General features: G+C 73.6%; 23 protein-coding genes and 1 riboswitch. Of the genes, 12 read left to right on the top strand and 11 right to left on the bottom strand.

Translation table 11 applies throughout. The annotated features are described in order from the left end of the window. Positions 1-33 precede the first annotated feature (33 nt). The 5 genes from amaP to IEZ04_RS28280 are packed head-to-tail and all read right to left on the bottom strand — an operon-like array spanning position 34 to position 2,580. A complete protein-coding gene (gene amaP, locus IEZ04_RS28300; RefSeq protein WP_189219819.1) occupies positions 34-621 on the bottom strand; it encodes an alkaline shock response membrane anchor protein AmaP in 588 nt (195 codons plus the stop codon). Continuing rightward, positions 618-1,385: a DUF6286 domain-containing protein gene (locus IEZ04_RS28295; RefSeq protein ID WP_189219818.1), complete on the bottom strand. Its 768-nt coding sequence runs from the start codon at positions 1,383-1,385 to the stop codon at positions 618-620. The genes amaP and IEZ04_RS28295 overlap by 4 nt, the downstream gene beginning before the upstream one ends. Then, positions 1,382-1,837: an Asp23/Gls24 family envelope stress response protein gene (locus IEZ04_RS28290; protein ID WP_189219817.1), complete on the bottom strand. Its 456-nt coding sequence runs from the start codon at positions 1,835-1,837 to the stop codon at positions 1,382-1,384. The genes IEZ04_RS28295 and IEZ04_RS28290 overlap by 4 nt, the downstream gene beginning before the upstream one ends. 5 nt (positions 1,838-1,842) lie before the next feature. After that, the gene (locus IEZ04_RS28285; protein WP_189219816.1) at positions 1,843-2,028 is read right to left on the bottom strand and encodes a hypothetical protein; all 186 of its coding nucleotides are present in this window, start codon (positions 2,026-2,028) and stop codon (positions 1,843-1,845) included. 60 nt (positions 2,029-2,088) lie between these two features. Further along, the gene (locus IEZ04_RS28280) at positions 2,089-2,580 is read right to left on the bottom strand and encodes an Asp23/Gls24 family envelope stress response protein (protein WP_189219815.1); all 492 of its coding nucleotides are present in this window, start codon (positions 2,578-2,580) and stop codon (positions 2,089-2,091) included. Positions 2,581-2,729: 149 nt separating this feature from the next. On the opposite strand from IEZ04_RS28280, the gene IEZ04_RS28275 reads away from it, so the two are divergent. Then, positions 2,730-3,608, top strand: a complete 879-nt coding sequence (locus tag IEZ04_RS28275; protein WP_189219814.1) for a nucleopolyhedrovirus P10 family protein — start codon at positions 2,730-2,732, stop codon at positions 3,606-3,608. Positions 3,609-3,644: 36 nt separating this feature from the next. Here IEZ04_RS28275 and IEZ04_RS28270 read toward each other — a convergent pair whose 3' ends face one another. The 3 genes from IEZ04_RS28270 to IEZ04_RS28260 all read right to left on the bottom strand — a co-directional run bounded on the left by IEZ04_RS28270 (position 3,645) and on the right by IEZ04_RS28260 (position 6,807). Beyond that, positions 3,645-4,448 carry an enoyl-CoA hydratase/isomerase family protein gene (locus IEZ04_RS28270; protein ID WP_189219813.1) on the bottom strand — a complete coding sequence of 268 codons (804 nt, stop codon included), beginning with the start codon at positions 4,446-4,448 and terminating at the stop codon, positions 3,645-3,647. A 171-nt stretch (positions 4,449-4,619) separates the two neighbouring features. Continuing rightward, complete coding sequence (locus tag IEZ04_RS28265; protein WP_030578326.1) at positions 4,620-4,841, bottom strand: helix-turn-helix domain-containing protein; 222 nt, start codon at positions 4,839-4,841, stop codon at positions 4,620-4,622. 367 nt (positions 4,842-5,208) lie between these two features. Beyond that, positions 5,209-6,807: an ABC-F family ATP-binding cassette domain-containing protein gene (locus tag IEZ04_RS28260; protein ID WP_189219812.1), complete on the bottom strand. Its 1,599-nt coding sequence runs from the start codon at positions 6,805-6,807 to the stop codon at positions 5,209-5,211. A 285-nt stretch (positions 6,808-7,092) separates the two neighbouring features. On the opposite strand from IEZ04_RS28260, the gene IEZ04_RS28255 reads away from it, so the two are divergent. Continuing rightward, the gene (locus IEZ04_RS28255) at positions 7,093-7,506 is read left to right on the top strand and encodes a VOC family protein (RefSeq protein ID WP_189219811.1); all 414 of its coding nucleotides are present in this window, start codon (positions 7,093-7,095) and stop codon (positions 7,504-7,506) included. Between the two features lie 52 nt (positions 7,507-7,558). Here IEZ04_RS28255 and IEZ04_RS28250 read toward each other — a convergent pair whose 3' ends face one another. The 3 genes from IEZ04_RS28250 to IEZ04_RS28240 all read right to left on the bottom strand — a co-directional run bounded on the left by IEZ04_RS28250 (position 7,559) and on the right by IEZ04_RS28240 (position 11,367). Continuing rightward, complete coding sequence (locus tag IEZ04_RS28250) at positions 7,559-9,010, bottom strand: hypothetical protein (RefSeq protein ID WP_189219810.1); 1,452 nt, start codon at positions 9,008-9,010, stop codon at positions 7,559-7,561. 340 nt (positions 9,011-9,350) lie between these two features. Next, on the bottom strand, positions 9,351-10,481 hold the full coding sequence (locus tag IEZ04_RS28245) for an alpha/beta hydrolase (RefSeq protein ID WP_189219809.1): 1,131 nt from the start codon (positions 10,479-10,481) through the stop codon (positions 9,351-9,353). A gap of 154 nt (positions 10,482-10,635) precedes the next feature. Then, positions 10,636-11,367, bottom strand: coding sequence for a class II aldolase/adducin family protein (locus tag IEZ04_RS28240; protein ID WP_189219808.1), 732 nt, complete (start codon positions 11,365-11,367; stop codon positions 10,636-10,638). A gap of 196 nt (positions 11,368-11,563) precedes the next feature. Between IEZ04_RS28240 and IEZ04_RS28235 the strand changes: the two genes are divergently transcribed. From IEZ04_RS28235 to cobI, 10 genes are all read left to right on the top strand, one after another. Continuing rightward, on the top strand, positions 11,564-12,307 hold the full coding sequence (locus IEZ04_RS28235; protein WP_189219807.1) for a lysozyme: 744 nt from the start codon (positions 11,564-11,566) through the stop codon (positions 12,305-12,307). 424 nt (positions 12,308-12,731) lie between these two features. Then, positions 12,732-13,994 carry an inorganic phosphate transporter gene (locus IEZ04_RS28230; RefSeq protein ID WP_189219806.1) on the top strand — a complete coding sequence of 421 codons (1,263 nt, stop codon included), beginning with the start codon at positions 12,732-12,734 and terminating at the stop codon, positions 13,992-13,994. A 34-nt stretch (positions 13,995-14,028) separates the two neighbouring features. Further along, on the top strand, positions 14,029-14,250 hold the full coding sequence (locus IEZ04_RS28225; protein WP_189219805.1) for a hypothetical protein: 222 nt from the start codon (positions 14,029-14,031) through the stop codon (positions 14,248-14,250). A 135-nt stretch (positions 14,251-14,385) separates the two neighbouring features. After that, a riboswitch (cobalamin riboswitch) is annotated at positions 14,386-14,524 on the top strand. A 102-nt stretch (positions 14,525-14,626) separates the two neighbouring features. After that, positions 14,627-15,595, top strand: coding sequence for a cobalamin biosynthesis protein (locus tag IEZ04_RS28220; protein WP_189219804.1), 969 nt, complete (start codon positions 14,627-14,629; stop codon positions 15,593-15,595). Next, on the top strand, positions 15,592-17,103 hold the full coding sequence (locus tag IEZ04_RS28215) for a cobyric acid synthase (protein WP_189219803.1): 1,512 nt from the start codon (positions 15,592-15,594) through the stop codon (positions 17,101-17,103). Before IEZ04_RS28220 ends, IEZ04_RS28215 begins: the two co-directional genes overlap by 4 nt. Continuing rightward, on the top strand, positions 17,100-20,753 hold the full coding sequence (cobN, locus tag IEZ04_RS28210) for a cobaltochelatase subunit CobN (protein WP_189219802.1): 3,654 nt from the start codon (positions 17,100-17,102) through the stop codon (positions 20,751-20,753). The genes IEZ04_RS28215 and cobN overlap by 4 nt, the downstream gene beginning before the upstream one ends. Before the next feature lie 169 nt (positions 20,754-20,922). Next, on the top strand, positions 20,923-22,947 hold the full coding sequence (locus tag IEZ04_RS28205) for a putative cobaltochelatase (RefSeq protein WP_189219801.1): 2,025 nt from the start codon (positions 20,923-20,925) through the stop codon (positions 22,945-22,947). Beyond that, positions 22,947-23,546, top strand: a complete 600-nt coding sequence (cobO, locus tag IEZ04_RS28200) for a cob(I)yrinic acid a,c-diamide adenosyltransferase (RefSeq protein ID WP_189219800.1) — start codon at positions 22,947-22,949, stop codon at positions 23,544-23,546. Before IEZ04_RS28205 ends, cobO begins: the two co-directional genes overlap by 1 nt. Next, positions 23,540-24,907: a cobyrinic acid a,c-diamide synthase CobB gene (locus IEZ04_RS28195; RefSeq protein ID WP_229821319.1), complete on the top strand. Its 1,368-nt coding sequence runs from the start codon at positions 23,540-23,542 to the stop codon at positions 24,905-24,907. The genes cobO and IEZ04_RS28195 overlap by 7 nt, the downstream gene beginning before the upstream one ends. Further along, positions 24,904-25,692, top strand: coding sequence for a precorrin-2 C(20)-methyltransferase (gene cobI / locus IEZ04_RS28190; RefSeq protein ID WP_189219799.1), 789 nt, complete (start codon positions 24,904-24,906; stop codon positions 25,690-25,692). The genes IEZ04_RS28195 and cobI overlap by 4 nt, the downstream gene beginning before the upstream one ends. The last annotated feature ends 55 nt before the right edge of the window (positions 25,693-25,747 follow it).

Below are 25,747 nucleotides of genomic sequence, written 5' to 3'. Positions count from 1 at the left end.
CGGGCTCCTTCCGGCCCGACTTCCGTACGGTGCTCAGCTCACCCGTTCCGCCCGGTGCCCGGCCGTCCGGAACCGTACCTCGGCGGGCAGGGCGGCCAGCCCGGCCGAGTCCCGGGCCTGGGTGAGCGTCCGCCCGGCGAGCAGGCGCAGCGCCCGGCCGGGGTCCGCGTGCGGCCGCAGCAGGAGCCGCATCCGCGCGCCGGGAGCGCGGCGCCGTCCGGTCAGCCGTACGTGGGCGCGGTCGACGCCGGGCGTCCGTTCCGCCCCGCCGGCGAGGGCGTCCTCCAGGGCCCGGCCGTGCAGCAGGGCGCCGGCGCCGTCCCCGGTGTCCACGAGGACCTCGCCGGGCCGGCGCCGCCGCAGCACGGCGGCCAGCCACCACAGCGCGAGCAGCACCAGCGCGGCGAGCACGGCGATGACGGCGGGCCACCACCAGCCGGTGTCCCGCCAGCGCGTCCGCGCGGTGTCGCCGAGCAGCACGTCGTGCCGTCCGTCGTACACCCACCATGCGGGCGGCCGCACCCCGAGGCCGACGGCGAGCACCGACCCGCCGGCCGCCACGAGCAGCAGCCCGCCGAGTCCCAGCAGCAGCCGGTTGACGATCCGGATCACCTGTCTCATCCCTCCGCGTTCCTCCGTCCCGGTCGCCGCACCCGTACGGCCGGTGCGGGCGGCCGGGAGAGTCCGAGCCGGCCGACGCCGTCGGTGAGCACGGTGCCGAGGTCGGCGCGTACCTCGTCGGGCTCCCGGAAGTGCGCGACCGCCCGCACGTCGACCTTGCGGCGCCGCACCCGGACCCGTACGGACCGCACGCCCGGCACCTCCATGGCCCGGTCGCGCAGGTTCAGGGCGGCGGCGTCCCGGTGCAGCCCCGCCCGGACGTCGGGGTGGACGCGGCGCATCGGCAGCACGTCCCGCAGGCCGGGCGTCAGCGCGAGGAGCAGCAGCCACAGCCCGAGCGCCACGGCGATCCCGGCGCCGGTCAGCACCCAGATGTCGTCGAGAGGCCGTTCGGCGAGCTCACGGGCGAGGGACCGGCGCCACCACATCGCGGGCCGGCCGGCCCGGACGGCGACGACGTCGTACAGCAGGAGACCGGTACCGGCGAGGAGCAGCAGGGCGAGCGCTCCGGCGGGGACGCGGCGCGCGGACCAGAAGCGCCGCTGACGTCCTCCGTCGTCGGGGCCGGGCGGCGGCTCCTGGCCGGCGGCGGAGTCCGGCCGGCCGGTGTGCCCGAGCCGTCCGGGACCCCCGACCGGCGTCTCCTGCCTCTCCCTTTCGTCCTCCCTCTCCCCTTTGTTCTCCTTCTCCCGCTCGTTCTCCTTCTCCAGGACCGGTGGCGGCCGTGTGCCGTCGGTGTCCTCGGGGCCCCGGGGCTCGCTCATCGGATCCTCCCGTGCGCCGCGCCGGTCGGGTGCGCCGGGTGCAGCCGCTCCACCCGGACGGCCACCTCCGGCACCGTCATCCCCGCCAGCTCCTCGACCCGCTCGGTCACCCTGCGACGCACGGCGGCGCACCGGCCGCCGATGTCGGTGGGGTAGTCGAGTTCGAGGCCGACACGGACGTGGACGGCCGCGGAGGGGACCTCCCCCGCGACGGCGGGGGCGGGAGCGCGCGGGCGGACGTCCACGCCGGCGTGCGGCGGCGCGGCCTCCGGCGGCAGGGAGCCCAGTGCCTCGCGCGCCGCCTGCGCGGCGATCTTCGCGACGACCCGCTCGGCGATCCGGGTGGCACCCCGTTCGGCCGGAGCGACGACGGGGAGCACCGGCTGCGGCCGGTCCCCGGCGGCAAGCCCGGAACGGTCCCCCTGGTCGCCGTCGGTGCGGTCACCGCTCATCGGTGTCACCGCCGGCGGTCGTCACGCGTCCGGAAGAAGTCGGCGACGTCCAGGTCCCCCTCCAGGTACCGGCCGACGCCGAAGCCGACCGCGCCCAGCGCGGCCACCAGCAGGAAGGCACCGAAGCCGCCGAAGTACCCGGCGAAACCCAGCACCATTCCGGCGATCATGCCGACCACGGCCATGTTCATGCTGTGCGCTCCTCAGCGGTTCGGTTCCGTTCGTCCCGGCGGTCCGAGGGCCCGACCGGGCTACTGCAGCCGGGGCTCCGGCTCCTCCTGTTCCTCCTCGTCGGGCAGCTTCACGTCGCTGACGGCGATGTTGACCTCGACGACCTCCAGTCCCGTCATGCGTTCGACGGCGGCGACGACGTTCTCCCGGACGGCGCGGGCCACGTCCGCGATGGCCATGCCGTACTCGACGACGATCTCCAGGTCGAGCGCGGTCTGCACCTCGCCGACCTCGGCCTTCACACCGCGTGTGACGGCCTTCGAACCACCGGGCACCCGGTCGCGCACGGCGCCGAAGGTCCGTGACAGCCCGCTGCCCATGGCGTGCACACCGACCACGTCCCGCGCGGCGAGCCCGGCGATCTTCTCGACGACCCCGTCGGCGATGGTGGTGCGCCCCCGGGTGCCGGGGTCGCCGCCGCCCCGCCGGGCACCCCGGCGGCCCGTGGAGAGCTCCGCCGTCTGATCGCCCTCGGCCTTCCCCGTCCGGTTCCGCTCCGTCATGTCCGTCATGGCGCACGTCCCTTCCGGTCGTCCTCTTCCGCCCACATTAAGTGCGGACGCCTGTCGGCGCGCCGGGTATGCGGCAGGCTGGAGGAATGACGCCGGACGAGCGGGCTGGGACGGAACGGGACGCGGCGCATTCGGGCAGGGCGGCGCGCATGGACCTGAACGAGGTACGACGCCGGCTCGCCCTGGGCAGGGTGCTCCCGCTGGGCGGGCCCCGCGACGGCGCGTGGATCACGGAGCAGGCGGCCGGCCCGGTGCTGCGCGACGCGGCCGCCCAGGTGCGCGGGGTGCGCCTCGGCCGGCTGCGGCTCTCGCCGGCCCGCCCGGACCAGCCGTACGACCCCGCCGTACCGCCGCCGCCGAGCGCGCTGCCACCGGGGCCGCTGCGGGTCGACGCGGAGTTCCGGGCGGTGGCGGGCCCGCTGGCCCCGGCCGCCGAGCCGCTCCCGGCGGCGGCGTCCCGGCTGCGGACGGCGCTGGCACAGGCCGCGGCGGAGCGCCTCGGCCTGACGGTGACCGAGGTGGACCTGCGGGTGACAGGACTGCTGGACACGGTGCCCGAGGGCGATCCGGACGGCACCGAGCCGTCCGGGAGCAGGTACGCGTATCAGTCGGCCGAAAGCATCCCCCATTCGGTCGAAAGCGGACCGGAGTCGACCGGGAACGGGCCCGATTCCGCCGAGAAGGGGCCCGCTCCGGCCGACGAGACCGAACCGCAGGGGAACGCACCGCGCGTGCCCGGCGACGACGAGGAGGCCCGTGTGGCCGCCGCCGTGCTGGGCGTTCCGGGCGTGACCCGGCTGACCGGTGTCCTGGGCATGCCCGCCCGCGCGATCCGCATCGGTACGGGCGCCGGGACGGGGACCGGTCCCGCGCTGCCGCACCGGCACGTCCGCGTGGAGCTCGCGGTCACATCGGCCCGGCGGACGCTGGAGGTGGCACGCGCGGTGCGCACGGCGGCGGGCGAGGCGCTGCCGGACCGGCCGTCGGTGGCCGTGCTGGTGACGGCGGTGGACCCGGCGGCAGGCTGAGCGCGCGCCCCGCCGCCGGGTCGCGGGCGCGGTCCGCTACTCGCCGAGACCCGTCAGGTCCCGCAGCCGCCGGGTCTGCGCGGCCCGCTCCGCGGCACGCTGCTCCTCGTGCGTCCGCTCCTGCGCGCCGAGCAGCAGGGCCTTGGTCTCGATCACGGCGTTCCGCGGCGCGGCCAGCACGGCGGCGGTCAGGTCCCGCACGGTGTCGTCGAGCCGGTCGGCGGGCACGGCGAGGTTGGCTAGGCCGCAGCTCACCGCCTCCTCCGCGTGGACGAAGCGCCCGGTGAGGCAGATCTCCAGGGCTCGCGCGTACCCCACGAGACGTACCAGGGGGTGCGTACCCGTCAGGTCGGGGACGAGGCCGAGGGAGGTCTCGCGCATGGCGAACTGCACGTCGTCCGCGACGACGCGCAGGTCGCAGGCGAGCGCGAGCTGGAAGCCGGCGCCGATGGCATGCCCCTGCACGGCCGCGACGGAGACTATGTCGCTGCGCCGCCACCAGGTGAACGCCTCCTGGAACCCGGCGATGACCGCGTCGGCCTCGGCGTCGCCGCCGCGCGCGAGGTCGGCGAACGAGGTCTGGCCCTCGATGCCCTCCGGTGTGAGCATCTGCCGGTCGAGCCCCGCCGAGAACGACTTGCCCTCGGCACGCAGGACGACCACCCGGACGGAACCCGGCAGCACCCGGCCGGCCTCGACGAGCGTGTGCCACAGGGCGGGGCTCTGGGCGTTGCGCTTGGCGGGGTTGGTCAGGGTCACCGTGGCGAGCGCGTCGTCGACGGTGAGCCGTACGCCGTTCCGGTCGAGAAGGGGAGCGAGGTCCTTGTCGGGCGTGGCCATGGGGCGCCTCCGGTGGGTGCGGTCGAGGGACGCCGTACGTCACACGCGCCGACGTCCGTAAGTGACTGCACAGTAACCACCCGGTCGGCCCGTTGGTCCCCCGGGTCCCTCAAGGGATCGGAGGGAAGGCCGACCGGGTGGCCACCGTCGAGAACGAGGGGCCGCCCGGTGTCAGGCCGACTGGGCCTTCTTGCCCCGCGTCGCCCCGCCGCGTCCCCGCAGCGTGACGCCCGACTCACTGAGCATCCGGTGGACGAAGCCATACGAGCGGCCGGTTTCCTCGGCCAGTGCCCGGATGCTCGCACCGGAGTCGTACTTCTTCTTCAGGTCTGCCGCGAGCTTGTCGCGCGCGGCGCCGGTCACCCGGCTGCCCTTCTTCAGAGTCTCGGCCACCCGTGCCTCCTCATGGGAAGTGCGCTCTGGTCTCCTCATGATCACCCCTCCCGGGCCCGATGGCCACCCATTCGGCAAGGTCCGTGAGACAAGGTTGTGACGACGGGAGCGCATACCCACGAGTGGAACGTGAGATTCCGCGCGAGGATATCCGTACGACCGAACGGACTTCCCGGAGAATTAGCAGGTCAGAGACGCGCGACGGCCGGGCCCCCGGTGCGAGGGGGCCCGGCCGTGAAATCGATGGTGAACACACCCCGGTACGAGGAGATCTCACACAGATGATGGATCACGGATCGGCCGAATGATCCATACACAGTGGATCATTCATTCGATCAAGCGCGTATGACGGTGCTCATCACGGTGCTCAGGCGAGGGCGACGAGATCCGCGTAGTCGGAGCCCCAGAGGTCCTCGATGCCGTCCGGGAGCAGGATGATCCGCTCCGGCTGGAGTGCCTCGACGGCGCCCTCGTCGTGCGTGACCAGGACGACCGCTCCCTTGTAGGTGCGCAGCGCGCCGAGGATCTCCTCGCGGCTGGCCGGGTCGAGGTTGTTGGTCGGCTCGTCGAGGAGCAGGACGTTGGCCGAGGACACGACGAGCGTGGCGAGGGCGAGCCGGGTCTTCTCGCCGCCGGAGAGGACACCGGCCGGCTTGTCGACGTCGTCGCCGGAGAACAGGAACGAGCCGAGCACCTTGCGGACCTCGACCAGGTCCATGTCGGGTGCGGCCGAGCGCATGTTCTCCAGCACCGTGCGGTCCGGGTCGAGGGTCTCGTGCTCCTGCGCGTAGTAGCCGAGCTTGAGGCCGTGACCTGGGACGACGGCACCGGTGTCGGGCTGCTCGACGCCACCGAGGAGCCGCAGCAGGGTGGTCTTGCCGGCGCCGTTGAGGCCGAGGATGACCACGCGGGAGCCCTTGTCGACGGCCAGGTCGACATCGGTGAAGATCTCCAGCGAGCCGTACGACTTCGACAGGCCCTCCGCCATCAGCGGCGTCCTGCCGCAGGGCGCGGGCTCGGGGAAGCGCAGCTTGGCCACCTTGTCCTGCTGGCGGACCTCCTCCAGGCCGGAGAGCAGGCGCTCGGCGCGGCGGGCCATGTTCTGCGCGGCGACCGTCTTGGTGGCCTTGGCGCGCATCTTGTCGGCCTGCGCGTTCAGCGCGGCGGCCTTCTTCTCGGCGTTCTGCCGCTCGCGCTTGCGGCGCTTCTCGTCGGCCTCGCGCTGCTGCTGGTAGAGCTTCCAGCCCATGTTGTAGACGTCGATCCGGGAGCGGTTGGCGTCCAGGTAGAACACCTTGTTGACGACCGTCTCGACCAGGTCGACGTCGTGGGAGATGACGATGAAGCCGCCGCGGTAGGTCTTCAGGTAGTCGCGCAGCCAGACGATCGAGTCGGCGTCGAGGTGGTTCGTCGGCTCGTCGAGGAGCAGGGTGTCCGCGTCGGAGAACAGGATGCGGGCGAGCTCCACGCGGCGGCGCTGACCACCGGAGAGGGTGTGCAGCGGCTGGCCGAGCACCCGGTCGGGCAGGTTGAGCGCGGCGGCGATGGTGGCGGCCTCGGCCTCGGCGGCGTACCCGCCCTTGGTGAGGAACTCGGTCTCCTGGCGCTCGTACTGCTTCAGCGCCTTCTCGCGGGTGGCGCCCTGGCCGTTGGCGATGCGCTGCTCGTTCTCGCGCATCTTGCGGAGCAGGGTGTCCAGGCCGCGCGCGGAGAGGATGCGGTCGCGGGCGAGCACGTCGAGGTCGCCGGTGCGCGGGTCCTGCGGCAGGTAGCCGACCTCGCCGGAGCGGGTGACGGTGCCCGCGGCGGGGATGCCCTCGCCCGCGAGGACCTTGGTCAGGGTCGTCTTGCCGGCGCCGTTGCGGCCGACCAGGCCGATGCGGTCGCCCTTGGCGACGCGGAAGGTGGCGTTCTCGATGAGGATGCGGGCACCGGCGCGCAGCTCGATACCGGAGGCGGAGATCACGGACAGACTCCCGGGCAGGGTCGTTGACGGCGGGGTGGGCGGCTGAGGGCGGACACGCCGTCTAATGCGCGAGGAGAACGGCCATGGGCCAAGTCTAACCGGGGGTAGCAAGCGGTTTTCCGTCGTTGCCGGGCGGGGGTGCGTGGTCTCGGTCACCGGAGCGGGGCGCGGTCGCGGGCACAGCGGGGACCCGGCGTTGTCGGTGGTGGGTGCCAAACTGGGCGGCAGGTCGTATTCCGGTGATGTCCGGCGCCGGCTCGGCCGTCGGGCGGGAGGGAGATCGGCATGACGGGCATGGAGGGCGGGCGACCGAGCATCTGTCCGACGCTGCTGTACGCGGACGCGAAGGCCGCGCTGAGACAGCTCACGGAGGCTCTGGGCTTCACCGAGCTGTCGGTGTACGAGAGCGAGGACGGCACGGTGCTGCACGCCGAGCTGGCGCAGGGCAACGGCGCGGTGATGCTCGGCTCCAGAGGCAACGGCAGCCTGTTCGACACGGCCGCGGAGGGCGCGGGTCCCGTGGGGGTGTACGTCGTGGTGGACGACGTCGACGCGCACCACCAGCGCGCCGTGGAGCACGGCGCGGAGATCCTGCTGCCGCCGACGGACCAGGACCACGGCTCGCGGGACTACCTGGTCCGGGACGTCGAGGGCAATGTGTGGACCTTCGGTACGTACGCCCCCGAGGTGAGCATCTAGGCCGCCCCGCACCCGGGCCGACGCATCCGGGCCGCCCGTCGCCCGGGTCCGGTCAGCTGCCTCCGGTGTGGACCTGGAACGCGGCCCGGCGCACGGCCTTCGCGAGGGCCGGGTCGGGGTGCGCGGCGGCGAGCGCCACCAGGACCTGCACGGTGCGCGGATGCCCGACCGCGCGGACCTCGTCGAGCAGGGCGGGCACCGTGGGCTGCACCGCGGACTCCAGGTGGCGTACGAGGAGCGGGGCCTCACCGTGGTCGGCGACGGCCGCCGCGGTGTCGACCCACAGCCAGGTGGCCTCCTCGCGGGTGAGCACCTCGTGCGCCTCCTCGGGGTCGGCGCCGTCGTGCTCGGCGAGCCACAGCAGGGCGTACGGGCGCAGCGGGGTCTCGTCGACCACGGCCCGCACCTCGGGCTCGGCGGGGGCGCCCACCACGCGCAGCGCCTCGAAGGCGAGGCCGCGCAGCAGGGCGTCCTCGCCGCGGGCGGCGTCGAGGAGTTCGGTGACGGCACCGCCGACGGGGCGGGCGGCGAGCCAGGCGCGGTACTCGGCGCGGGCGGCGTTCGGGCGCAGCTGGGCGCAGCCGCGCAGCATGTCCTCGGCGGACACCTCGATGTTCCCGGCGGGGCTCTGCGCGGCGACGCAGATCTGCTCCAGCTTCACCCACACCGCCCAGCTGCCCAGCGGGGTGAGCGTGGCCTGCCGGTCCCCGTAGGTGAGGGCGCCGACGGAGGCGAGGGCGTGCAGGGCCCAGTCGAGGAGCGGGGCGAGCGGGGTGTCGTCGCCGCCCGGCTCCGGGGCGGGCACCCCGCCCGCGGCGGGTTCGGGCGCGGGCACGAGCGCGGGGGCGGGCTGCGGCCCGTACGGGACCTCGCAGCGCTCGGTGCGCAGCTCGGTGACCCGCTGCTGCAGCAGGTCGAGGAGCTGCTCCACCGGGACCGGGCCCGCGGAGAGCTGGAGGAAGGAGAGCACCTGGGGCATCGCGGAGACGACCTCGGCGACGGCGGCGGGCTCACGGCCGGCGGGCTCCGGCTGCGCCAGCGACCACGCGTCGAACAGGGCGACCCAGCCGCGCAGCACGGCGCTGTCGTCGCGGTGCCAGGCCCGCAGCCGCCAGCCGGGGCGGGCGCTGCCGCCGTGCACCTCGACGAGGCCGGCGAGGCGTGCCGTGTCCCAGTCGGCACGCACCTGGCCGGGGTGCAGCCCGAGATCGGCCGCGGCCCGTTCGGCGCTCGCGTCGGAGAGGTTGCCGGTGGCGTCGGAGGCCGCGCCGTCGGCGTGCGCGCCACCGCGGCCGGGGTGCAGCGCCGTGTCGGCCCAGCGGGCGACCCGGGCGGCACCCGCCAGCTGGGCGCGGGCCATGCGGGCCAGCTCCGCGGGCGGAGGCGTGCCCTCCGGCGGCCGGGGGGCGGGGCGGCGGCGCTGGGTCGCGGTTCGCGGCGCGGCGGCCAGCGTACGGGGGCCGACGAGTCGGAGCCTGGAGTCGCGCGGGTTACGGGACGTCACAAGTGCAGTCTTCCGGTTGACGGTCCGAAAACCCAAACGGAATGCCGAGGGAGACCGTCGGGACGGTCGGCACAGCAGGCGGGCGACGGGGCAGGACGCCCCGAGCAGGCCCGGTCGGAGCGCAAACGGAATGTGTGCGCACCCTGCCAGGACGGCGTGCTGCGGCCACGGCCGCGCGACACCGCGCGGCGCCCGCCGCGGCGCGCGGCGGCGCTCCGGTGTCCTGGTGCTCCGGTGCCCACTCGGACGATCTTTCCCCGGCTCTCGTGGCCCATGCATCAACCGATGCGTGCATCGACTGATTCATGCGTCGACTGGTCCGTTCATCAACGGACGATCTTCACATCAACGGGATGAGAAACCGGCGCAGCGCTTCCTCGTAGGCCTCCGGGTCGGCGTTCCACATGGCGCCGTGCGGGGCGTGCGGGACCGTGCGCAGGGAGACCAGGTTCGGGTCGCGCTCGGCGAAGCGGCGGGAGAGGGCCCACGGGGCGATGGCGTCGTCGGGGCCGTGGAAGATCTGGACCGGCATCCTGGGCCGCTCGGTGCCGCCGGCCGGGAGGGCGCGGTCGGTCCGCAGGGCGGTGCGCCCCCGGGCGGCGCGGACGGCCAGCGGGAGCAGGGCGCGGGGGGCGCGGCGGGCGGCGGCGAGGGCGCGCAGCGTGAGCTCCCAGCTGAGCACGGGCGAGTCCAGGACGAGCCCCGAGATCCGCTCGCGGAGCGCGGAGCGGGTCGCCACGCGCAGGGCCATCGTGGCGCCGGTGGACCAGCCGAGCAGGACCACCGCCTCGGCGCCGTGGTCCACGGCGTAGCGGACGGCCGCGTCCAGGTCGGGCCACTCCGCCTCGCCGAGGTGGTTGAGGCCGTCCGGGGAGCGGGGTGCGCCGGGGTCGCCGCGGTAGGCGGGGACGAGCACCGGGAACTGGTGCCGGTGCAGGAATCCCACGAGGTTGAGGGCGTGTTCCCGGGTGGCGCCCAGGCCGTGTGCGGCGATCACCCAGGTGGTCCGGGCGGCGGGCACGAACCAGGCGGGCAGCGTGCCGAGTTCGCCGGGTATCCCGAGATCGGTGTGGTCGAGCCCCAGGGCTGAGCCCGGGTCGCCGGCGTACGCGCTCGGCGTCAGCCACACCCTGTCACCGGGCGTGAAGGTGCCGCGGACGACGTGCTCCAGACGGCGGGCGACCGTGTCCACGGAGGTCTGGACGGCCTCCAGGACCGGGCCGACCACCGCGTGGGAGCCGTCCCCGGACGCCAGCCCGTACCTGCCCGGCCGCAGCGAGGCGAGGTCGCGGGTGAGCGTGATCTGCCCGCCCGTCGCCGCGTGGACGGTCAGCAGGGGTTCCGTGGGCAACGGCCTGCCCGCCGACGCCTTCAGCGCGGCGTCGCTGGCGAACCGGCCGGCGGCGACACTCGCCGCGCCGGCCGCGAGGGCGACGGTGGCGGCCGCGGCCGCGGCTTTGACTGTGCGCACGCCCCCAGTCTCCTTTCCGGCGGAACGGGCGGCCAGCGGGAGAACGGGCCGGGTCGGTCCGCGCCGCGGTTCAGGGTCCGGACGGTACGGAGGACCGCCCGGACCCTGTACCGGCACTCACCCACCGGCGTCCGGTTACCCCACCGGTCCCGGGTTACTCCGGCTGCCCGTAGCCCCGCAGCCGCTCCTCGACCTCCGCCACCTGTTCCCGGCTCAGCAGTGCGGGCGTCAGGCCGGGGACCGAGGACGCCGTGAGCCAGACACGGCACATCCACTCCAGCTGCGCGGTGCGGTCGTACGCCTCGGAGAGGGAGGACCCGTGGGCGACCGTGCCGTGGTTGCGCAGGAGACAGGCGGTACGGCCGTGCAGGGCGCGGAGCATGTTCTCGGCCAACTCCGGCGTGCCATAAGCCGCATAAGGGGCGACCCGCACGGCCCCGCCGAGCGCGGCGGCCATGTAGTGGATCAGCGGGAGCTCCGGTACGAGCGTGGAGACGGCGGTCGCGTGGACGGCGTGCGTATGGACGACCGCGCGCGCTCCGGTGGTGCCGTAGACCGCGAGGTGCATGGGCAGCTCGCTCGTCGGACGGAGGGAGCCGAGGACCTGGCGTCCGCCGAGGTCCACGCCCACCACGTCATCGGGTGTCAGCCGCTCGTACGGCACTCCGGTGGGAGTGACCAGGACCGTGTCGCCCACCCGTACGGAGACGTTGCCCGACGTACCGACGACGAGACCGTCGGCCACCGTCCGGCGGGCCGTGGCCACGAGTTCGTCCCACGCCGAGGCCACTTCCCCGGGCGCGCTCCGCTCCGGTCCCCCGCGCACGTCCTGGTCGACCGCACTCGTTCCCCACGGGCCGCTCGCGGCCTCTCGCCCATCAGCCATGCCGTGATCCTGTCAGGCCGGGGCCGGGCGTACGGAGGAAGAGGGGAGTGTAGGGCGGAACCCGGCCCTCCGGCAGGTGGGATATGCGTATACGTCACCCTCTTGTGTGGATTGGCTGGTGATCAACCGAGATTCAACGATCTTCCAGTAATCTCTGGACGATTTGTCGTGCACGCCGCCATTTCCGGGGGGAAACATGGCCCGTGATCGCCAGCCGTCCCGTCACCGTTCCCGACTCATCGCGTCATCCATCACAGCACTCGCCCTCGGGGGGACCCTGCTCGCCGAGCTTCCGGCCTCGGCCGCCGGCAAACCCAAGGGGCACGACGTCTCCTCGCACCAGAAGGACGTCAACTGGTCCAGGTCCAGGTCCGGGGGCGCCAGGTTCGTCTACGTCAAGGCGACGGAGTCCCACACCTACCGCAATCCGCACTTCACCCAGCAGTACACCGGCTCCCGCGACGCGGGGCTGATCCGCGGCGCGTACCACTTCGCCGTGCCGGACAAGTCCTCCGGCGCCAAGCAGGCCGCGTTCTTCGTGCGCAACGGCGGAGGCTGGAGCGGCGACGGCTGGACACTGCCGCCGGCGCTGGACATCGAGTACAACCCGTACAGCAAGAAGAAGTGCTACGGCCTGAGCCGGACCAGGATGGTCGGCTGGATCAAGTCCTTCAGTAACGAGGTCAAGCGCCTGACCGGCCGTCGTCCGGTGATCTACACGAACGCCAACTGGTGGAACGCGTGCACGGGCGGCAGCAAGGCGTTCGCCGCCGACCACGCCCTGTGGGTGGCCCACTACAACTCCTCCGGCGCGGGGAGGCTGCCGGGCGGATGGCAGTACTGGACGTTCTGGCAGTACGACAACAGCGGCCGGCTGCCGGGCGACCAGAATCTCTTCAACGGCTCGATGAAGCAGCTGAAACGCTTCGCAAGGGGTTAGCCGGCCCGATGCGCGCCTCGTCCCGCCGTGCGAGGGAGCGGGGCGGGGCGGTCCGCCGGAGCGGGGACCGGCCGGAACCGGGCAGGGAGCGCGCCGGCGCCCCGCCGGGCGCGGCCGGGGCCGGAGGGGTGGACACGGGGAGGAGGAGCCGGCGCCCGGGTGGCGGAGACGGTGATGCGCGTCACCCGTAGGACGAGGGGCCGGTACCGCCGACAGCACGGGGGACGCGGATACGGAGGACGATATTCCGCCTCCGTTCGAGGCGCCCCGAGCCCTCGGTCCCGGCCCTGGCCCGCGCTTCCGACACGGAGAACACAGACACACCCCACCTCACTACACCCCCTGGCCCGCCCCAGTTCATCTTCCGTTCACTCGGGTTGCTTACTTTCCACTTGCCACTGACGTCCAACAGAAGCTCAGGTAAATGGAAAGCTTCTCGCTGATCCTCGCGATCGTGGTCATCACCGCGCTCGCGTTCGATTTCACGAACGGTTTCCACGACACCGCCAACGCGATGGCCACCACCATCTCGACCGGTGCGATGAAGCCCAAGGTCGCGGTGGCCATGTCCGCCGTTCTCAACCTTGTCGGCGCGTTCCTCTCCATCGAGGTCGCCAACACGATCTCCAAGGGCCTCGTCGACGAGAGCGGCATACAGCCCGAGGTGATATTCGCGGCGCTCGTGGGCGCCATCCTCTGGAACCTGCTCACCTGGCTCGTCGGGCTCCCCTCCAGTTCCTCGCACGCCCTCATGGGCGGCCTGATCGGCGCCACCGTCGCCTCGGCCGGCATGGGCGCGGTGCACGGCGACGTCCTCGTCACCAAGGTGCTGATCCCCGCCGTCGCGGCGCCGTTCGTCGCGGGCGTCGCCGCCATGATCGGTACGCGGCTCACGTACAGGCTGGGCGAGCACGCGAGCGAGAAGGCCACCTCCAAGGGCTACCGCGCCGGCCAGATCACCTCGGCGGGCCTGGTCTCGCTGGCCCACGGCACGAACGACGCCCAGAAGACGATGGGCATCATCACCCTGGCCCTGGTCGCCGGCGGCGCGCTCGCCCCGGACTCCGACCCGCCGGTGTGGGTCATCCTCTCCGCCGGTCTCGCCATCGCGCTCGGCACCTACCTGGGCGGCTGGCGCATCATCCGCACGATGGGCAAGGGGCTGACCGACCTCCAGCCGCAGCAGGGCTTCGCCGCCCAGACCAGCGCGGCGACGGTCATCCTGGCCTCTTCCCACCTGGGCTTCTCCCTCTCCACCACGCACTCGGTCTCCGGTGCCGTGATGGGCGCGGGCCTCGGCCGCAAGGGCGGTGTGGTCCGCTGGTCCACCGCCACCCGGATGTTCGTGGCCTGGGGCCTCACCCTGCCGGCCGCGGCCCTGGTCGCCGCGCTCGCGGAGTGGGTCACCGGCTTCGGTGCCTGGGGCACCGCCGTCGTCGCGGTCTTCCTGGTCGCCTCCAGCGCGGCGATCTGGCTCGTCTCGCGCCGTGAGGTGGTCGACCACACCAACGTCAACGGCACGGACGGAGCCGACGACTCCGCCGAGGGTGCCGCCACCCCGTCGCCGGCCGCGGCCGGTCCGGTCACCGACGACCTGGCGGTCACCATCCCGGCCCAGTCCGACCCGGCCACAGCGGCCACCCCGGCCGCCACCGCCGGCGCTTCGTCCTCGTCGGCCGCGGTCTGAGCACCGGGCCCGAGCTCCAAGGAAGTAACCCACCATGCACATCGACTGGGCAGCCCTCGGCTCCGTCTTCGGCGTCAGTCTCGTGGCCACCGTGGCTCTCGTCGGCCTCTTCAGCCTCGGCATCATCGGTCTCTCCAAGCGGGAGAGGGCGGCCGAGTCCGGAGGCTCCGCCGTTCTCGCGACCACGACCGCCTACGCCTGCTTCGCGGCCTGCGCGGCGGCGGTGGCGTACGGGATCTATCTGATCGTCGCCTGACGGCGCACTCCCTGTGAGGGCGCCCCGGATGCCGGCTCGGGCCGGTACCCGGGGCGCCCTCGTGCCGTGTCCGCTGTGGCAGGAGATGTGGGCCTTCGCACATCCCCCTTGCGCAGGTCAACCGCAAGTTGACTGAGATTCGAAGCCCGTGGTGGACTGCCGGAGCCAGTTACGGCGGCAGGAGAGGAAGCCGGTGAGAATCCGGCGCGGTCCCGCCACTGTCACCGGGGCGTACACCCCGGGAGCCAGGAACTCTCACCGCCGGATTTCGTCGAGCCAGGGCGTGGACACCCTGAGTGAGGACATATCGCCATGCACGGCTGCCGACCGAGATTCACCAGCGACGTCCCGTCCGCTCCGACGGCCGGCTGAGCCGATGCGGGCCGAACGCGTCTTCGCGTACGGCGCCGCCGCCGGCCTCCTCGGCGACCTGCTCCTCGGCGATCCGCGCCGTGGGCACCCGGTCGCCGTGTTCGGGCGGGCCGCGGGTGCCGTGGAACGGGTGCTGTGGCGGGACCACCGGGGCCGGGGCGCGCTGCACGCCGCCGTGTGCGCCGGCGGCGCCGTGGCTCTGGCCGCCGTCGCCGCCCGTGCCGTCCGTACCTCCGCCGCCGCCTCCGTCGCGCTGACCGCGGCCACCACCTGGGCCGTCGTGGGCGGGACCTCGCTCGGGCGGGAGGCCCGGGCCGTCGGGGAGGCGCTGGAGTCCGGTGACATCGAGGCCGCCCGCGCCCGGCTGCCGCATCTGTGCGGGCGCGATCCGCAGGCGCTCGACGCCGACGGGATCGCCCGGGCCGTGGTCGAGTCCGTCGCCGAGAACACCTCCGACGCCGTGGTCGGGGCCCTGGTGTGGGGCGCCGTGGGCGGGGTGCCGGGGCTCGTGGGCTTCCGGGCCGTCAACACGCTCGACGCCATGGTGGGGCACAGGTCGCCCCGGTACCTGCGGTACGGGTGGGCCTCCGCGCGCCTCGACGACCTCGCCGGGTGGCCGGGCGCGCGGCTGACCGCCGCCCTCGCCGTCCTGGCCGGCGGCGCCCCGCGCACCGCCGTACGCGCCTGGCGCGCGGACGCGCACAAGCACCCCAGCCCCAACGCCGGGCCCGTCGAGGCGTCCTTCGCGGGCGCGCTGGGCGTACGGCTGGGCGGCACCCTCTCGTACGGGGGGCGGGTGGAGCACCGGCCGGTGCTGAACGGGGAGGGCCGCGCCGTCGAGGTGCGGGACATCGAGCGGGCCGTACGGCTGTCCCGGCGGGTGAGCGCGCTCGCACTCGGCGTGTGCGCCGGTGCGCGGTTCGCCGTCCGCGCGGCCAGGACTCTCACGAAGACGAAGGGGCGTACGTCATGAGCGGTGGTGGGCTGCTCGTCGCCGGGACCACCTCCGACGCCGGCAAGAGCGTCGTGACCGCCGGGATCTGCCGGTGGCTGGTCCGGCAGGGCGTGAAGGTCGCGCCGTTCAAGGCACAGAACATGTCCCTCAACTCGTTCGTGACCCGGGAGGGCGCGGAGATCGGGCGCGCGCAGGCCATGCAGGCGCAGGCGTGCCGCGTCGAACCCACCGCGCTCATGAACCCCGTGCTGCTCAAGCCCGGCGGTGAGCGGAGCAGTCAGGTGGTGCTGCTGGGGAAGCCGGTGGGCGAGATGAGCGCGCGCGGCTACCACGGCGGACGGCAGCAGGCGCTCCTCGGCACCGTGCTGGACTGCCTCGCCGAACTGCGGGGCACGTATGACGCGGTGATCTGTGAGGGGGCCGGTTCGCCCGCCGAGATCAATCTGCGGCGGACCGACATCGTCAACATGGGTATCGCGCGCAATGCGCGCCTGCCCGTCCTCGTCGTCGGCGACATCGACCGCGGCGGGGTCTTCGCCTCCTTCTTCGGGACGGTGGCGCTGCTCTCGCGCGAGGACCAGGACCTCGTCGCCGGGTTCCTCGTCAACAAGTTCCGCGGGGACGTCTCCCTGCTGGAGCCGGGACTGGACATGCTCCAGGGCCTCACCGGGCGGCGCACGTACGGCGTCCTTCCCTTCCGGCACGGCCTCGGGATCGACGAGGAGGACGGGATGGCGGTGTCGCTGCGCGGCGCCGTGCGCGAGTCGGCGGTCACCGCGCCCGTGGGCGAGGACGTGCTGCGCGTCGCCGTGTGCGCCGTCCCGCTGATGTCCAACTTCACCGACGTGGACGCGCTGGCCGCCGAACCGGGGGTCGTGGTGCGGTTCGTGGACCGGCCGGAGGAGCTCGCCGACGCGGATCTGGTGGTGGTCCCCGGGACGCGCGGCACCGTACGCGCCCTGGAGTGGCTGCGCGAGCGCCGGCTCGCGGACGCCCTCGCGCGCCGGGCCGCCGAAGGGCGCCCCGTGCTCGGCATCTGCGGCGGCTTCCAGCTCCTCGGCGAGCACATCGAGGACGAGGTCGAGTCCCGCGCCGGGCACGTGGAGGGGCTGGGTCTGCTGCCCGTGCGGGTGCGGTTCGCCCGCGAGAAGACCCTCACCCGGCCGGTGGGCGAGGCCCTCGGCGAGCGGGTCGAGGGGTACGAGATCCACCACGGCGTCGCCGACGTGCAGGGCGGGGACGCCTTCCTCGACGGCTGCCGGATCGGTCAGACCTGGGGCACCCACTGGCACGGTTCGCTGGAGTCCGACGGGTTCCGCCGGGCCTTCCTGCGCGAGGTGGCGGCCGCCGCGGGCCGCCGCTTCGTCCCCGCCCCCGACACCTCCTTCGCCGCGCTGCGCGAGCAGCAGCTCGACCGGCTCGGCGACCTCATCGAAGAACACGCGGACACGGACGCGCTGTGGCGGCTCATCGAGTCGGGCGCGCCGTCAGGACTGCCCTTCATCGCACCGGGAGCGCCCGCATGAGCACTGTGCTGTTGTTGTCGACCGCCGACACGGACCTGCTGGCGGCCCGTGCCTCCGGCGCCTCCTACCGGATCGGCAACCCGACCCGCGTGGACGTCACCGAGGAGCTTCCGGGTCTCCTCGACGGCGCGGACATCGCCGTCGTACGCCTCCTCGGCGGCAAGCGCGCCTGGGAGGACGGGCTCGCGGCGCTGAAGGCGTCCGGCATCCCGACCGTGCTGCTCGGCGGGGAGGCCGTGCCCGACGCCGAACTGATGGCCGAGTCGTCGGTCCCGGCGGGCGTGGTCGCCGAGGCGCTGCGGTACCTCGTCGAGGGCGGCCCGGAGAACCTCACCGAGCTGGCGCGCTTCCTCTCCGACACCGTGCTGCTCACGGGTGAGGGCTTCGAGGAGCCGCGGAAGATGCCGGAGTACGGCGTCCACGGCGACCGGGCCCTTCTCGGTGGCCGTCCCACCGTCGGCGTGCTCTTCTACCGGGCCCACGAACTGAGCGGCAACACCGCCTTCGTCGACACCCTGTGCGACGCGATCGAGGCGCGCGGCGCCAACGCGCTGCCCGTGTACTGCGGTTCGCTGCGCGGCGCGGACGAGGGGCTGTACGAGATCCTCGGGCAGGCCGACGCGCTGGTCGCCACCGTGCTCGCGGCCGGCGGCACGCACGCCTCGCAGGCGTCGGCGGGCGGCGACGAGGAGGCCTGGGACATCGGGGCGCTCGCGGACCTGAACGTACCGGTGCTGCAGGGCCTGTGCCTGACTTCCTCGCGGAGCGCCTGGGAGGAGTCCGACGCCGCCCTCTCCCCCATGGACGCCGCGATGCAGGTCGCGATCCCGGAGTTCGACGGCCGGCTGATCACCGTCCCGTTCTCCTTCAAGGAGCAGGGCCCGGACGACGTCCCGGTGTACGTGGCCGACCCCGAGCGGGCCGCGCGGGTCGCCGGGATCGCCGTACGGCACGCGCAGCTGAAGCACAAGGCGAACGCCGACAAGAAGATCGCGCTCGTCTTCACCGCGTACCCCACCAAGCACTCGCGCGTCGGCAACGCGGTCGGCCTGGACACCCCCGCCTCGGCGGTACGGGTGCTCGACTCGCTGCGGGACGCCGGTTACGTCGTGGAGGGCCACCCGGACAACGGCGACGAGCTGATCCACCGCCTCATCGAGGCCGGCGGCCACGACGTCGAATGGCTCACCGAGGACCAGCTCGCCGCGGCTCCCGCGCGCGTGCCGCTCGCCGACTACCGGGCCTGGTTCGACAAGCTCGACCCGGAGCTGAAGGACGCGATGCTGGAGGCGTGGGGCGAGCCGCCGGGCAGCCTCTACGTGGACGGCGACGACATCGTGCTCGCCTCGCTCCAGTTCGGGAACGTCGTGGTCATGATCCAGCCGCCGCGCGGCTTCGGCGAGAACCCGATCGCGATCTACCACGACCCGGACATGCCGCCGTCGCACCACTACATGGCCGCGTACAGGTGGCTGGAGAACTCGTTCGGCGCCGACGCGATCGTCCACATGGGCAAGCACGGCACGATGGAGTGGCTGCCGGGCAAGGGGCTGGGGTTGTCGCGCGGGTGCGCGCCGGACGCGGTCCTCGGCGACCTCCCGCTGATCTACCCCTTCATCGTCAACGACCCCGGCGAAGGCACCCAGGCCAAGCGCCGTGGCCACGCCACGGTGGTCGACCACCTGGTCCCGCCGATGGCCCGCGCCGACACGTACGGCGACCTGGCCAAGCTGGAGCAGCTCCTCGACGAGTACGCGCTGGTGTCGGACCTCGACCCGACGAAGGCCCCGGCCGTGCGCGCCCAGATCTGGACGCTGGTCAAGGCCGCCGAGCTCCACCACGACCTGCACGTGGACGACCAGCCGGACGACGACGACTTCGACGAGTTCGTCATGCACATCGACGGCTACCTGTGCGAGATCAAGGACGTGCAGATCCGCGACGGCCTGCACATCCTGGGCGGTGGCCCGGTCGGTGAGCCGCGCGTCAACCTCGTGCTGGCCGTGCTGCGCGCCTCGCAGGTGTGGGGCGGGCAGGCGAACGCGCTGCCGGGCCTCAGGGCTTCCCTCGCCGAGCACTTCGGACTGGTGGAGAAGGAACTGCTCGCCGAGCCGGGCGCGCCGGTGAAGGTGCCGGTGGAGCTGACGGACCTGGTCGAGGGCCCTTCGCGCACGGCCGCCGACGCCATCGACCTGCTGGAGCAGCTGTGCCGGCGGATCGCGGAGGGCATGGAGGAGCGTGCGTGGGACGGCTCGGCCGCGCCCGCGCTGGTGCGTGAGGTGCTCGGTGGTACGGAGCTGCCGGACGCCGTCGCGGTGCTGGAGTTCGCGTGCACCGAGGTCGTGCCGCGTCTCGCCCGTACGACGGACGAGATCGGGCACATCCTGCGCGCGCTGGACGGCGGTTACGTCCCGGCCGGCCCGTCCGGTTCGCCGACGCGCGGCCTGGTCAACGTCCTCCCGACCGGCCGCAACTTCTACTCCGTCGACCCGAAGGCCATCCCGTCCCGGCTGAGCTGGGAGGTCGGCCAGTCGCTCGCGGACTCGCTGGTGCAGCGGTACCTGGCCGACACGGGCGAGTACCCGAAGTCGGTCGGCCTCACGGTCTGGGGCACGTCCGCGATGCGCACCCAGGGCGACGACATCGCCGAGATCCTGGCGCTGCTGGGGTGCCGTCCGGTGTGGGACGACGCGTCGCGCCGGGTGACCGGCTTCGAGATCGTGCCGCCGGAGGAACTGGGCCGGCCGCGCATCGACGTCACGGTCCGTATCTCCGGGTTCTTCCGGGACGCCTTCCCGCACGTGGTCGGGCTGATCGACGACGCGGTGCGGGCGGTGGCGGAGCTGGACGAGCCCGCCGAACAGAACTACGTCCGGGCGCACGCCGACGAGGACACCGCCGAGCACGGTGACCGGCGGCGCGCGACGGCCCGTATCTTCGGCTCGAAGCCGGGGGCGTACGGGGCGGGTCTGCTGCCGCTGATCGACGCGCGGAACTGGCGCAGCGACGCGGACCTCGCCGAGGTGTACGCCGTCTGGGGCGGTTACGCGTACGGGCGCGGGCTCGACGGGCGGGCCGCGCGCGGGGACATGGAGACGGCGTTCAAGCGGATCGCGGTGGCGGCGAAAAATGTCGACACCAGGGAGCACGACCTCGTCGACGCGGACGATTATTTCCAGTACCACGGCGGCATGGTGGCCATGGTGCGGCACCTGACGGGTGAGAGTCCCGAGGCGTATGTGGGTGACTCGGCCGTGCCGGACCAGGTGAAAACCCGCACGCTGGGCGAGGAGACGCACCGGGTGTTCCGCGCGCGGGTGGTCAATCCGCGCTGGATGAGCGCCATGAGAAGGCATGGGTATAAGGGAGCCTTCGAGATGGCGGCGACAGTGGACTACCTCTTCGGCTACGACGCCACCGCTGGGGTCGTCGACGACTGGATGTACGAGAAGTTGTCGGCCGAGTACGTGTTCTCGCCGGAGAACCAGGAGTTCATGCGGAAGTCCAACCCCTGGGCGCTGCGCGGCATCACTGAACGGCTGCTGGAAGCTGCGGACCGCGGGCTGTGGGCGGAGCCGGACCAGGAAACCCTGGACCGGCTCCGGGCAACCTACCTCGAACTTGAGGGAGATCTGGAGGGAGACGAGTGATCTCTCCGGAAACCCCCGCGTCGGCGGGGAGCACACTGCAATCCGCCGTCACGGATACAACGGCGCCGGACCACCCCCGCGTCGGCGGGGAACAGGTCTCCACCCCGGCGGGCTTTTGGCCGGACGGCGAGCCGCTTTCCCCTGCGTCACCCGAAGGAGTGATCACCGCGTGAGCATGCCCTTTCCCTTCACTGCTGTCGTAGGACAGGACGACCTCCGCCTCGCCCTGCTCCTCAACGCTGTCAGCCCCGCGGTTGGTGGAGTGCTGGTCCGGGGAGAGAAAGGAACCGCGAAGAGCACGGCCGTACGCGCCCTCTCCGCACTGCTGCCGGAGGTCGACGTCGTCCCCGGTTGCCGTTTCTCCTGCGACCCGGCGGCCCCCGACCCCCAGTGCCCGGACGGGCCGCACGAGCCCGGTGAAGGCACCTCGCGGCCGTCGCGCATGGTCGAGCTCCCCGTCGGCGCCTCCGAGGACCGGCTCGTCGGCGCGCTCGACATCGAGCGGGCGCTCTCGGAGGGCGTGAAGGCGTTCGAGCCGGGCCTGCTGGCCGACGCGCACCGCGGCATCCTCTACGTGGACGAGGTCAACCTCCTCCACGACCACCTCGTCGACCTGCTGCTCGACGCCGCCGCCATGGGCGCCTCCTACGTCGAGCGCGAGGGCGTCTCCGTACGGCATGCCGCCCGATTCCTGCTGGTCGGCACCATGAACCCCGAGGAGGGCGAGCTGCGGCCGCAGCTGCTCGACCGGTTCGGGCTGACCGTGGAGGTGGCCGCGTCGCGCGAGCCCGACCAGCGGGTCGAGGTCGTGCGACGGCGGCTCGCCTACGACGACGACCCGGACGGTTTCGCGGCGCGGTGGGCCGACGAGGAGGTCGCCGTCCGGGCGCGGGTCGTGGCGGCGCGGAAGCTGCTGCCGTCCGTGCGGCTCGGCGACGGGGCGCTGCGGCAGATCGCGGCGACCTGTGCCGCGTTCGAGGTGGACGGCATGCGCGCCGACATCGTGATGGCGCGGACGGCAACGGCGCTGGCCGCGTGGGCCGGGCGGACCGATGTGCTGGCGGAGGATGTGCGGCAAGCCGCACTGCTCGCGTTGCCTCATCGCAGGCGTCGGGCGCCCTTCGACGCGCCCGGCCTCGACGAGGACAAGCTCGACGAGACGCTGGAGCAGTTCGGCGGGCGGGACGAGAACGCGGGCGACGACGATCCGGATCCGGACGGCCCTGGTGGGGGTGGCGGGCAGCCGCCCCAGGACGGTCCCGACAGCCCCGACGCGGGCGACGCCCCCGCCCAGCCCGAGGCCGCCGACGGCGGCGAGCCCCGGCCCTCCGGTGCCGGCGCGGGCGAGCAGTCCGCCGTACGGGCCGCCGAGCCGTTCCCTACCAAGGTGCTGAGCGTGCCCGGCATCGGCGAGGGAACGGCAGGCCGCCGGTCCCGGGCCCGCACCGAGCACGGGCGGACCACCGGCTCCCGGCGGCCTCAGGGTGCCCTCACCAAGCTGCACCTCGCGGCGACCGTGCAGGCCGCGGCGCCGCACCAGCGGGCGCGGGGCCGGTCGGGCCCCGGGCTCGTCGTCCGCAGGGACGATCTGCGGCAGGCCACCCGGGAAGGGCGCGAGGGCAACCTCGTCCTCTTCGTCGTCGACGCCTCCGGCTCGATGGCCGCCCGGCAGCGCATGAGCGCCGTGAAGGGTGCCGTGCTGTCGCTGCTGCTGGACGCGTACCAGCGGCGGGACAAGGTGGGGCTGGTGACGTTCCGGGGGTCGGCCGCCGATGTGGCGCTGCCGCCGACCTCGTCCGTCGACGCGGCGGCGGCCCGGCTGGAGTCGCTGCCGACCGGTGGGCGGACGCCGCTCGCGGCCGGGCTGCTGAAGGCGCGCGACGTGCTGCGGGTGGAGCGGCTGCGGGACGCGGCGCGGCGGCCTCTCGTCGTGGTCGTGACGGACGGGCGGGCCACCGGTGGTCCGGAGCCCGTCGCGCTCGCGGGGCGGGCGGCGCGGCTGTTCGCCGCCGACGGTGTCGCGTCCGTGGTCGTGGACTGCGAGGCGGGGCCGGTGCGGCTGGGGCTCGCGGGGCAGCTCGCGGGTGAGCTGGGCGGTACGGCGGTGACGCTGGACGAGCTGCGGGCGGACTCGATCGCCGGGCTGGTCAGGGACGTGCAGGGCAGCCAGGGCAGCAACAGGAGGGCCGCGTAGTGCCGCAGGGACAGCCGAGTGTCGTACCGGACGACGGGCTGACGACCCGTCAGCGCCGCAACCGTCCGCTCGTCGTCGTGCACACGGGCGTCGGCAAGGGCAAGTCGACCGCCGCCTTCGGGCTGGCGCTGCGCGCCTGGAACCAGGGGTGGCCCATCGGGGTGTTCCAGTTCGTCAAGTCGGCGAAGTGGAAGGTCGGCGAGGAGAACGCGCTGCGGGTGCTCGGTGCCTCCGGCGAGGGCGGCACCGTCGACTGGCACAAGATGGGCGAGGGCTGGTCCTGGGTCCAGCGCGACGCGCAGATGGACAACGAGGAGAAGGCCCTCGAGGGCTGGGAGCAGGTCAAGCGGGACCTGGCGGACGAGACGTACAAGCTGTACGTGCTCGACGAGTTCGCGTACCCCATGCACTGGGGATGGGTCGACACCGCCGAGGTGATCGAGGTGCTCCGCGACCGGCCCGGCACCCAGCACGTCGTGATCACCGGGCGGAACGCACCCGAGGCACTGATCGACTTCGCCGACCTCGTCACCGACATGTCGAAGGTCAAGCACCCGATGGACGTGGGGCAGAAGGGCCAGAAGGGCATCGAGTGGTGAATGCCGCCCTGTCCGCCGTGCCCCGGCTGGTCGTCGCCGCGCCGTCCTCGGGCAGCGGCAAGACCACCGTGGCCACGGGGCTGATGGCCGCGCTCACCGCGCGCGGCCTCGCCGTGTCCCCGCACAAGGTGGGGCCGGACTACATCGACCCCGGGTACCACGCGCTCGCCACCGGGCGGGCGGGGCGGAACCTCGACGCCTACCTGTGCGGGCCGGAGCTGGTCGCTCCGCTGTTCCTGCACGGGGCGCGCGGCTGCGACATCGCCGTGGTCGAGGGGGTCATGGGGCTGTACGACGGGGCCGCCGGCGAGGGCGAGCTCGCGTCCACCGCCCAGGTGGCGAAGCTGCTGCGGGCGCCCGTGGTGCTGGTCGTGGACGCGTCGTCGCAGTCGCGGTCGGTGGCGGCGCTGGTGCACGGGTTCGCGTCGTGGGACCCGGAGGTGCGGATCGGGGGCGTCATCCTCAACAAGGTGGCCTCCGACCGGCACGAGGAGCTGCTGCGGGAGGCGCTGGACTCGTCCGGGGTGCCCGTGCTGGGGGTGCTGCGGCGGGCGCCGCAGGTGGACACGCCGTCCCGGCACCTGGGTCTTGTCCCGGTCGCCGAGCGGCGGGCCGAGGCGGTCGACGCCGTGGCCGCCATGGCCGCGCAGGTGCGGGCGGGCTGCGACCTGGACGCGCTGTTCGCGCTGGCGCGGGGCGCCGGTGCGCTGCCGGACGCGCCGTGGGAGCCCCCTGTGGCGGCGCCCCGCGACGGAAAGCGTCCGGTGGTCGCCGTCGCCGGCGGGCCCGCCTTCACGTTCTCGTACGCCGAGCACGCCGAACTGCTGACCGCCGCCGGGGCGGAGGTCGTCACGTTCGACCCGCTGCGGGACGAGGAGCTGCCCGAGGGGACGGGCGGGCTGGTCGTCGGCGGCGGGTTCCCCGAGGTGTACGCCTCCGAGCTGTCCGCCAACGAGCCGCTGCGCAAGGCCGTCGCGGTGCTCGCGGAGCGCGGCGCGCCGGTCGCCGCCGAGTGTGCCGGGCTGCTGTACCTGTGCCGTGAGCTGGACGGGCGGCTCATGTGCGGGGTGCTCGACGCGACCGCGCGCATGGACGCGCGGCTCACGCTCGGGTACCGGGACGCCGTGGCCGTCGGCGACAGCGTCCTGGCCGCCGCCGGTACGCGGATGCGGGGCCACGAGTTCCACCGGACCGTCGTCGAGCCCGGCGCGGGACCGGCGCCCGCCTGGGGCGTGCGCGCTCCCCGGCGGCGGGTCGAAGGATTTGTACAGCAGGGCGTGCACGCCAGTTACTTGCACACGCACTGGGCGTCCGAGCCCGGTGTCGCCCGTCGGTTCGTCGAGAGGTGCCGGACGTCATGAACGGCGAGAAGAGCGAGAACAGCAGCGGGAACAGGGAGATCAGCAGGCTGGTCGGGGTCGGGGTCGGGCCCGGTGACCCGGAGCTGGTGACCGTCAAGGGCGTCAACGCGCTGCGGGCCGCCGACGTGGTCGTCGTGCCCGTCATGGCCGCACCCGACGGCAGGGACGGCGGCGAGCCGGGGCGGGCGGAGGCGACCGTGCTCCACTACGTGCCCCAGGAGAAGGTCGTCCGGGTCGTGTTCGCGCTGAACGAGCGGTCCGACCGGGCCCGGCGCGAGGCGGCCTGGGACGCGGCCGGGGAGCGGGTGGCCGAGCTGCTGCGCCGCCACGGCTCCGTGGCCTTCGCGACGATCGGCGACCCCAACGTGTACTCCACGTTCACGTACCTCGCGCTGACCGTCGGGGAGCTGGTGCCGGGGACGGTCGTGGAGACCGTGCCGGGCATCACGGCCATGCAGGACCTGGCCGCGCGGTCGGGCGCCGTGCTGACGGAGGGCACCGAGCCGCTGACGCTGGTGCCCGTCACCGCGGGCTCGGCCGTACTGAAGGACGCGCTGCACGGGCCGGGCACGGTCGTGGCGTACAAGTTCGGGCGGCAGGCGCACGAGGTGGCCGCCGCGCTGCGGGAGACCGGGCGGATCGAGGACGCGGTGTGGGGGTCCGCGCTCGGGCTGCCGGAGGAGTCGATCCGGCCCGCCGCCGAACTGGACGACGCCCCGCTGCCGTACCTGTCCACGCTGATCGCACCCGCGCGACGCGACGGCGGCCGCGGCGGGAAGCTGTGACGGCCGCCGCCCGCTGACCCCTCCCCGCGCCACTCGGCACCACCACCCGCTTCAC

The organism is Streptomyces ruber, from assembly GCF_014648075.1.
Classification (GTDB): Bacteria; Actinomycetota; Actinomycetes; order Streptomycetales; family Streptomycetaceae; genus Streptomyces; species Streptomyces ruber.
Note: the sequence above shows the minus strand (reverse complement) of the source record. Positions and strands in the feature narration are given on the sequence as shown.

Coding starts and splice junctions, on each gene's coding strand:
- IEZ04_RS28230 (WP_189219806.1), top strand. CDS start 12,732: ATGGAAAGCTTCTCGCTGATCCTCGCGATCGTGGTCATCACCGCGCTC.
- IEZ04_RS28275 (WP_189219814.1), top strand. CDS start 2,730: ATGGACCTGAACGAGGTACGACGCCGGCTCGCCCTGGGCAGGGTGCTC.
- IEZ04_RS28290 (WP_189219817.1), bottom strand. CDS start 1,837: ATGAGCGGTGACCGCACCGACGGCGACCAGGGGGACCGTTCCGGGCTT.
- IEZ04_RS28255 (WP_189219811.1), top strand. CDS start 7,093: ATGACGGGCATGGAGGGCGGGCGACCGAGCATCTGTCCGACGCTGCTG.
- IEZ04_RS28235 (WP_189219807.1), top strand. CDS start 11,564: ATGGCCCGTGATCGCCAGCCGTCCCGTCACCGTTCCCGACTCATCGCG.
- IEZ04_RS28285 (WP_189219816.1), bottom strand. CDS start 2,028: ATGAACATGGCCGTGGTCGGCATGATCGCCGGAATGGTGCTGGGTTTC.
- IEZ04_RS28225 (WP_189219805.1), top strand. CDS start 14,029: ATGCACATCGACTGGGCAGCCCTCGGCTCCGTCTTCGGCGTCAGTCTC.
- IEZ04_RS28270 (WP_189219813.1), bottom strand. CDS start 4,448: ATGGCCACGCCCGACAAGGACCTCGCTCCCCTTCTCGACCGGAACGGC.
- IEZ04_RS28215 (WP_189219803.1), top strand. CDS start 15,592: ATGAGCGGTGGTGGGCTGCTCGTCGCCGGGACCACCTCCGACGCCGGC.
- cobI (WP_189219799.1), top strand. CDS start 24,904: ATGAACGGCGAGAAGAGCGAGAACAGCAGCGGGAACAGGGAGATCAGC.
- cobN (WP_189219802.1), top strand. CDS start 17,100: ATGAGCACTGTGCTGTTGTTGTCGACCGCCGACACGGACCTGCTGGCG.
- IEZ04_RS28240 (WP_189219808.1), bottom strand. CDS start 11,367: ATGGCTGATGGGCGAGAGGCCGCGAGCGGCCCGTGGGGAACGAGTGCG.
- IEZ04_RS28280 (WP_189219815.1), bottom strand. CDS start 2,580: ATGACGGACATGACGGAGCGGAACCGGACGGGGAAGGCCGAGGGCGAT.
- IEZ04_RS28220 (WP_189219804.1), top strand. CDS start 14,627: ATGCGGGCCGAACGCGTCTTCGCGTACGGCGCCGCCGCCGGCCTCCTC.
- amaP (WP_189219819.1), bottom strand. CDS start 621: ATGAGACAGGTGATCCGGATCGTCAACCGGCTGCTGCTGGGACTCGGC.
- IEZ04_RS28295 (WP_189219818.1), bottom strand. CDS start 1,385: ATGAGCGAGCCCCGGGGCCCCGAGGACACCGACGGCACACGGCCGCCA.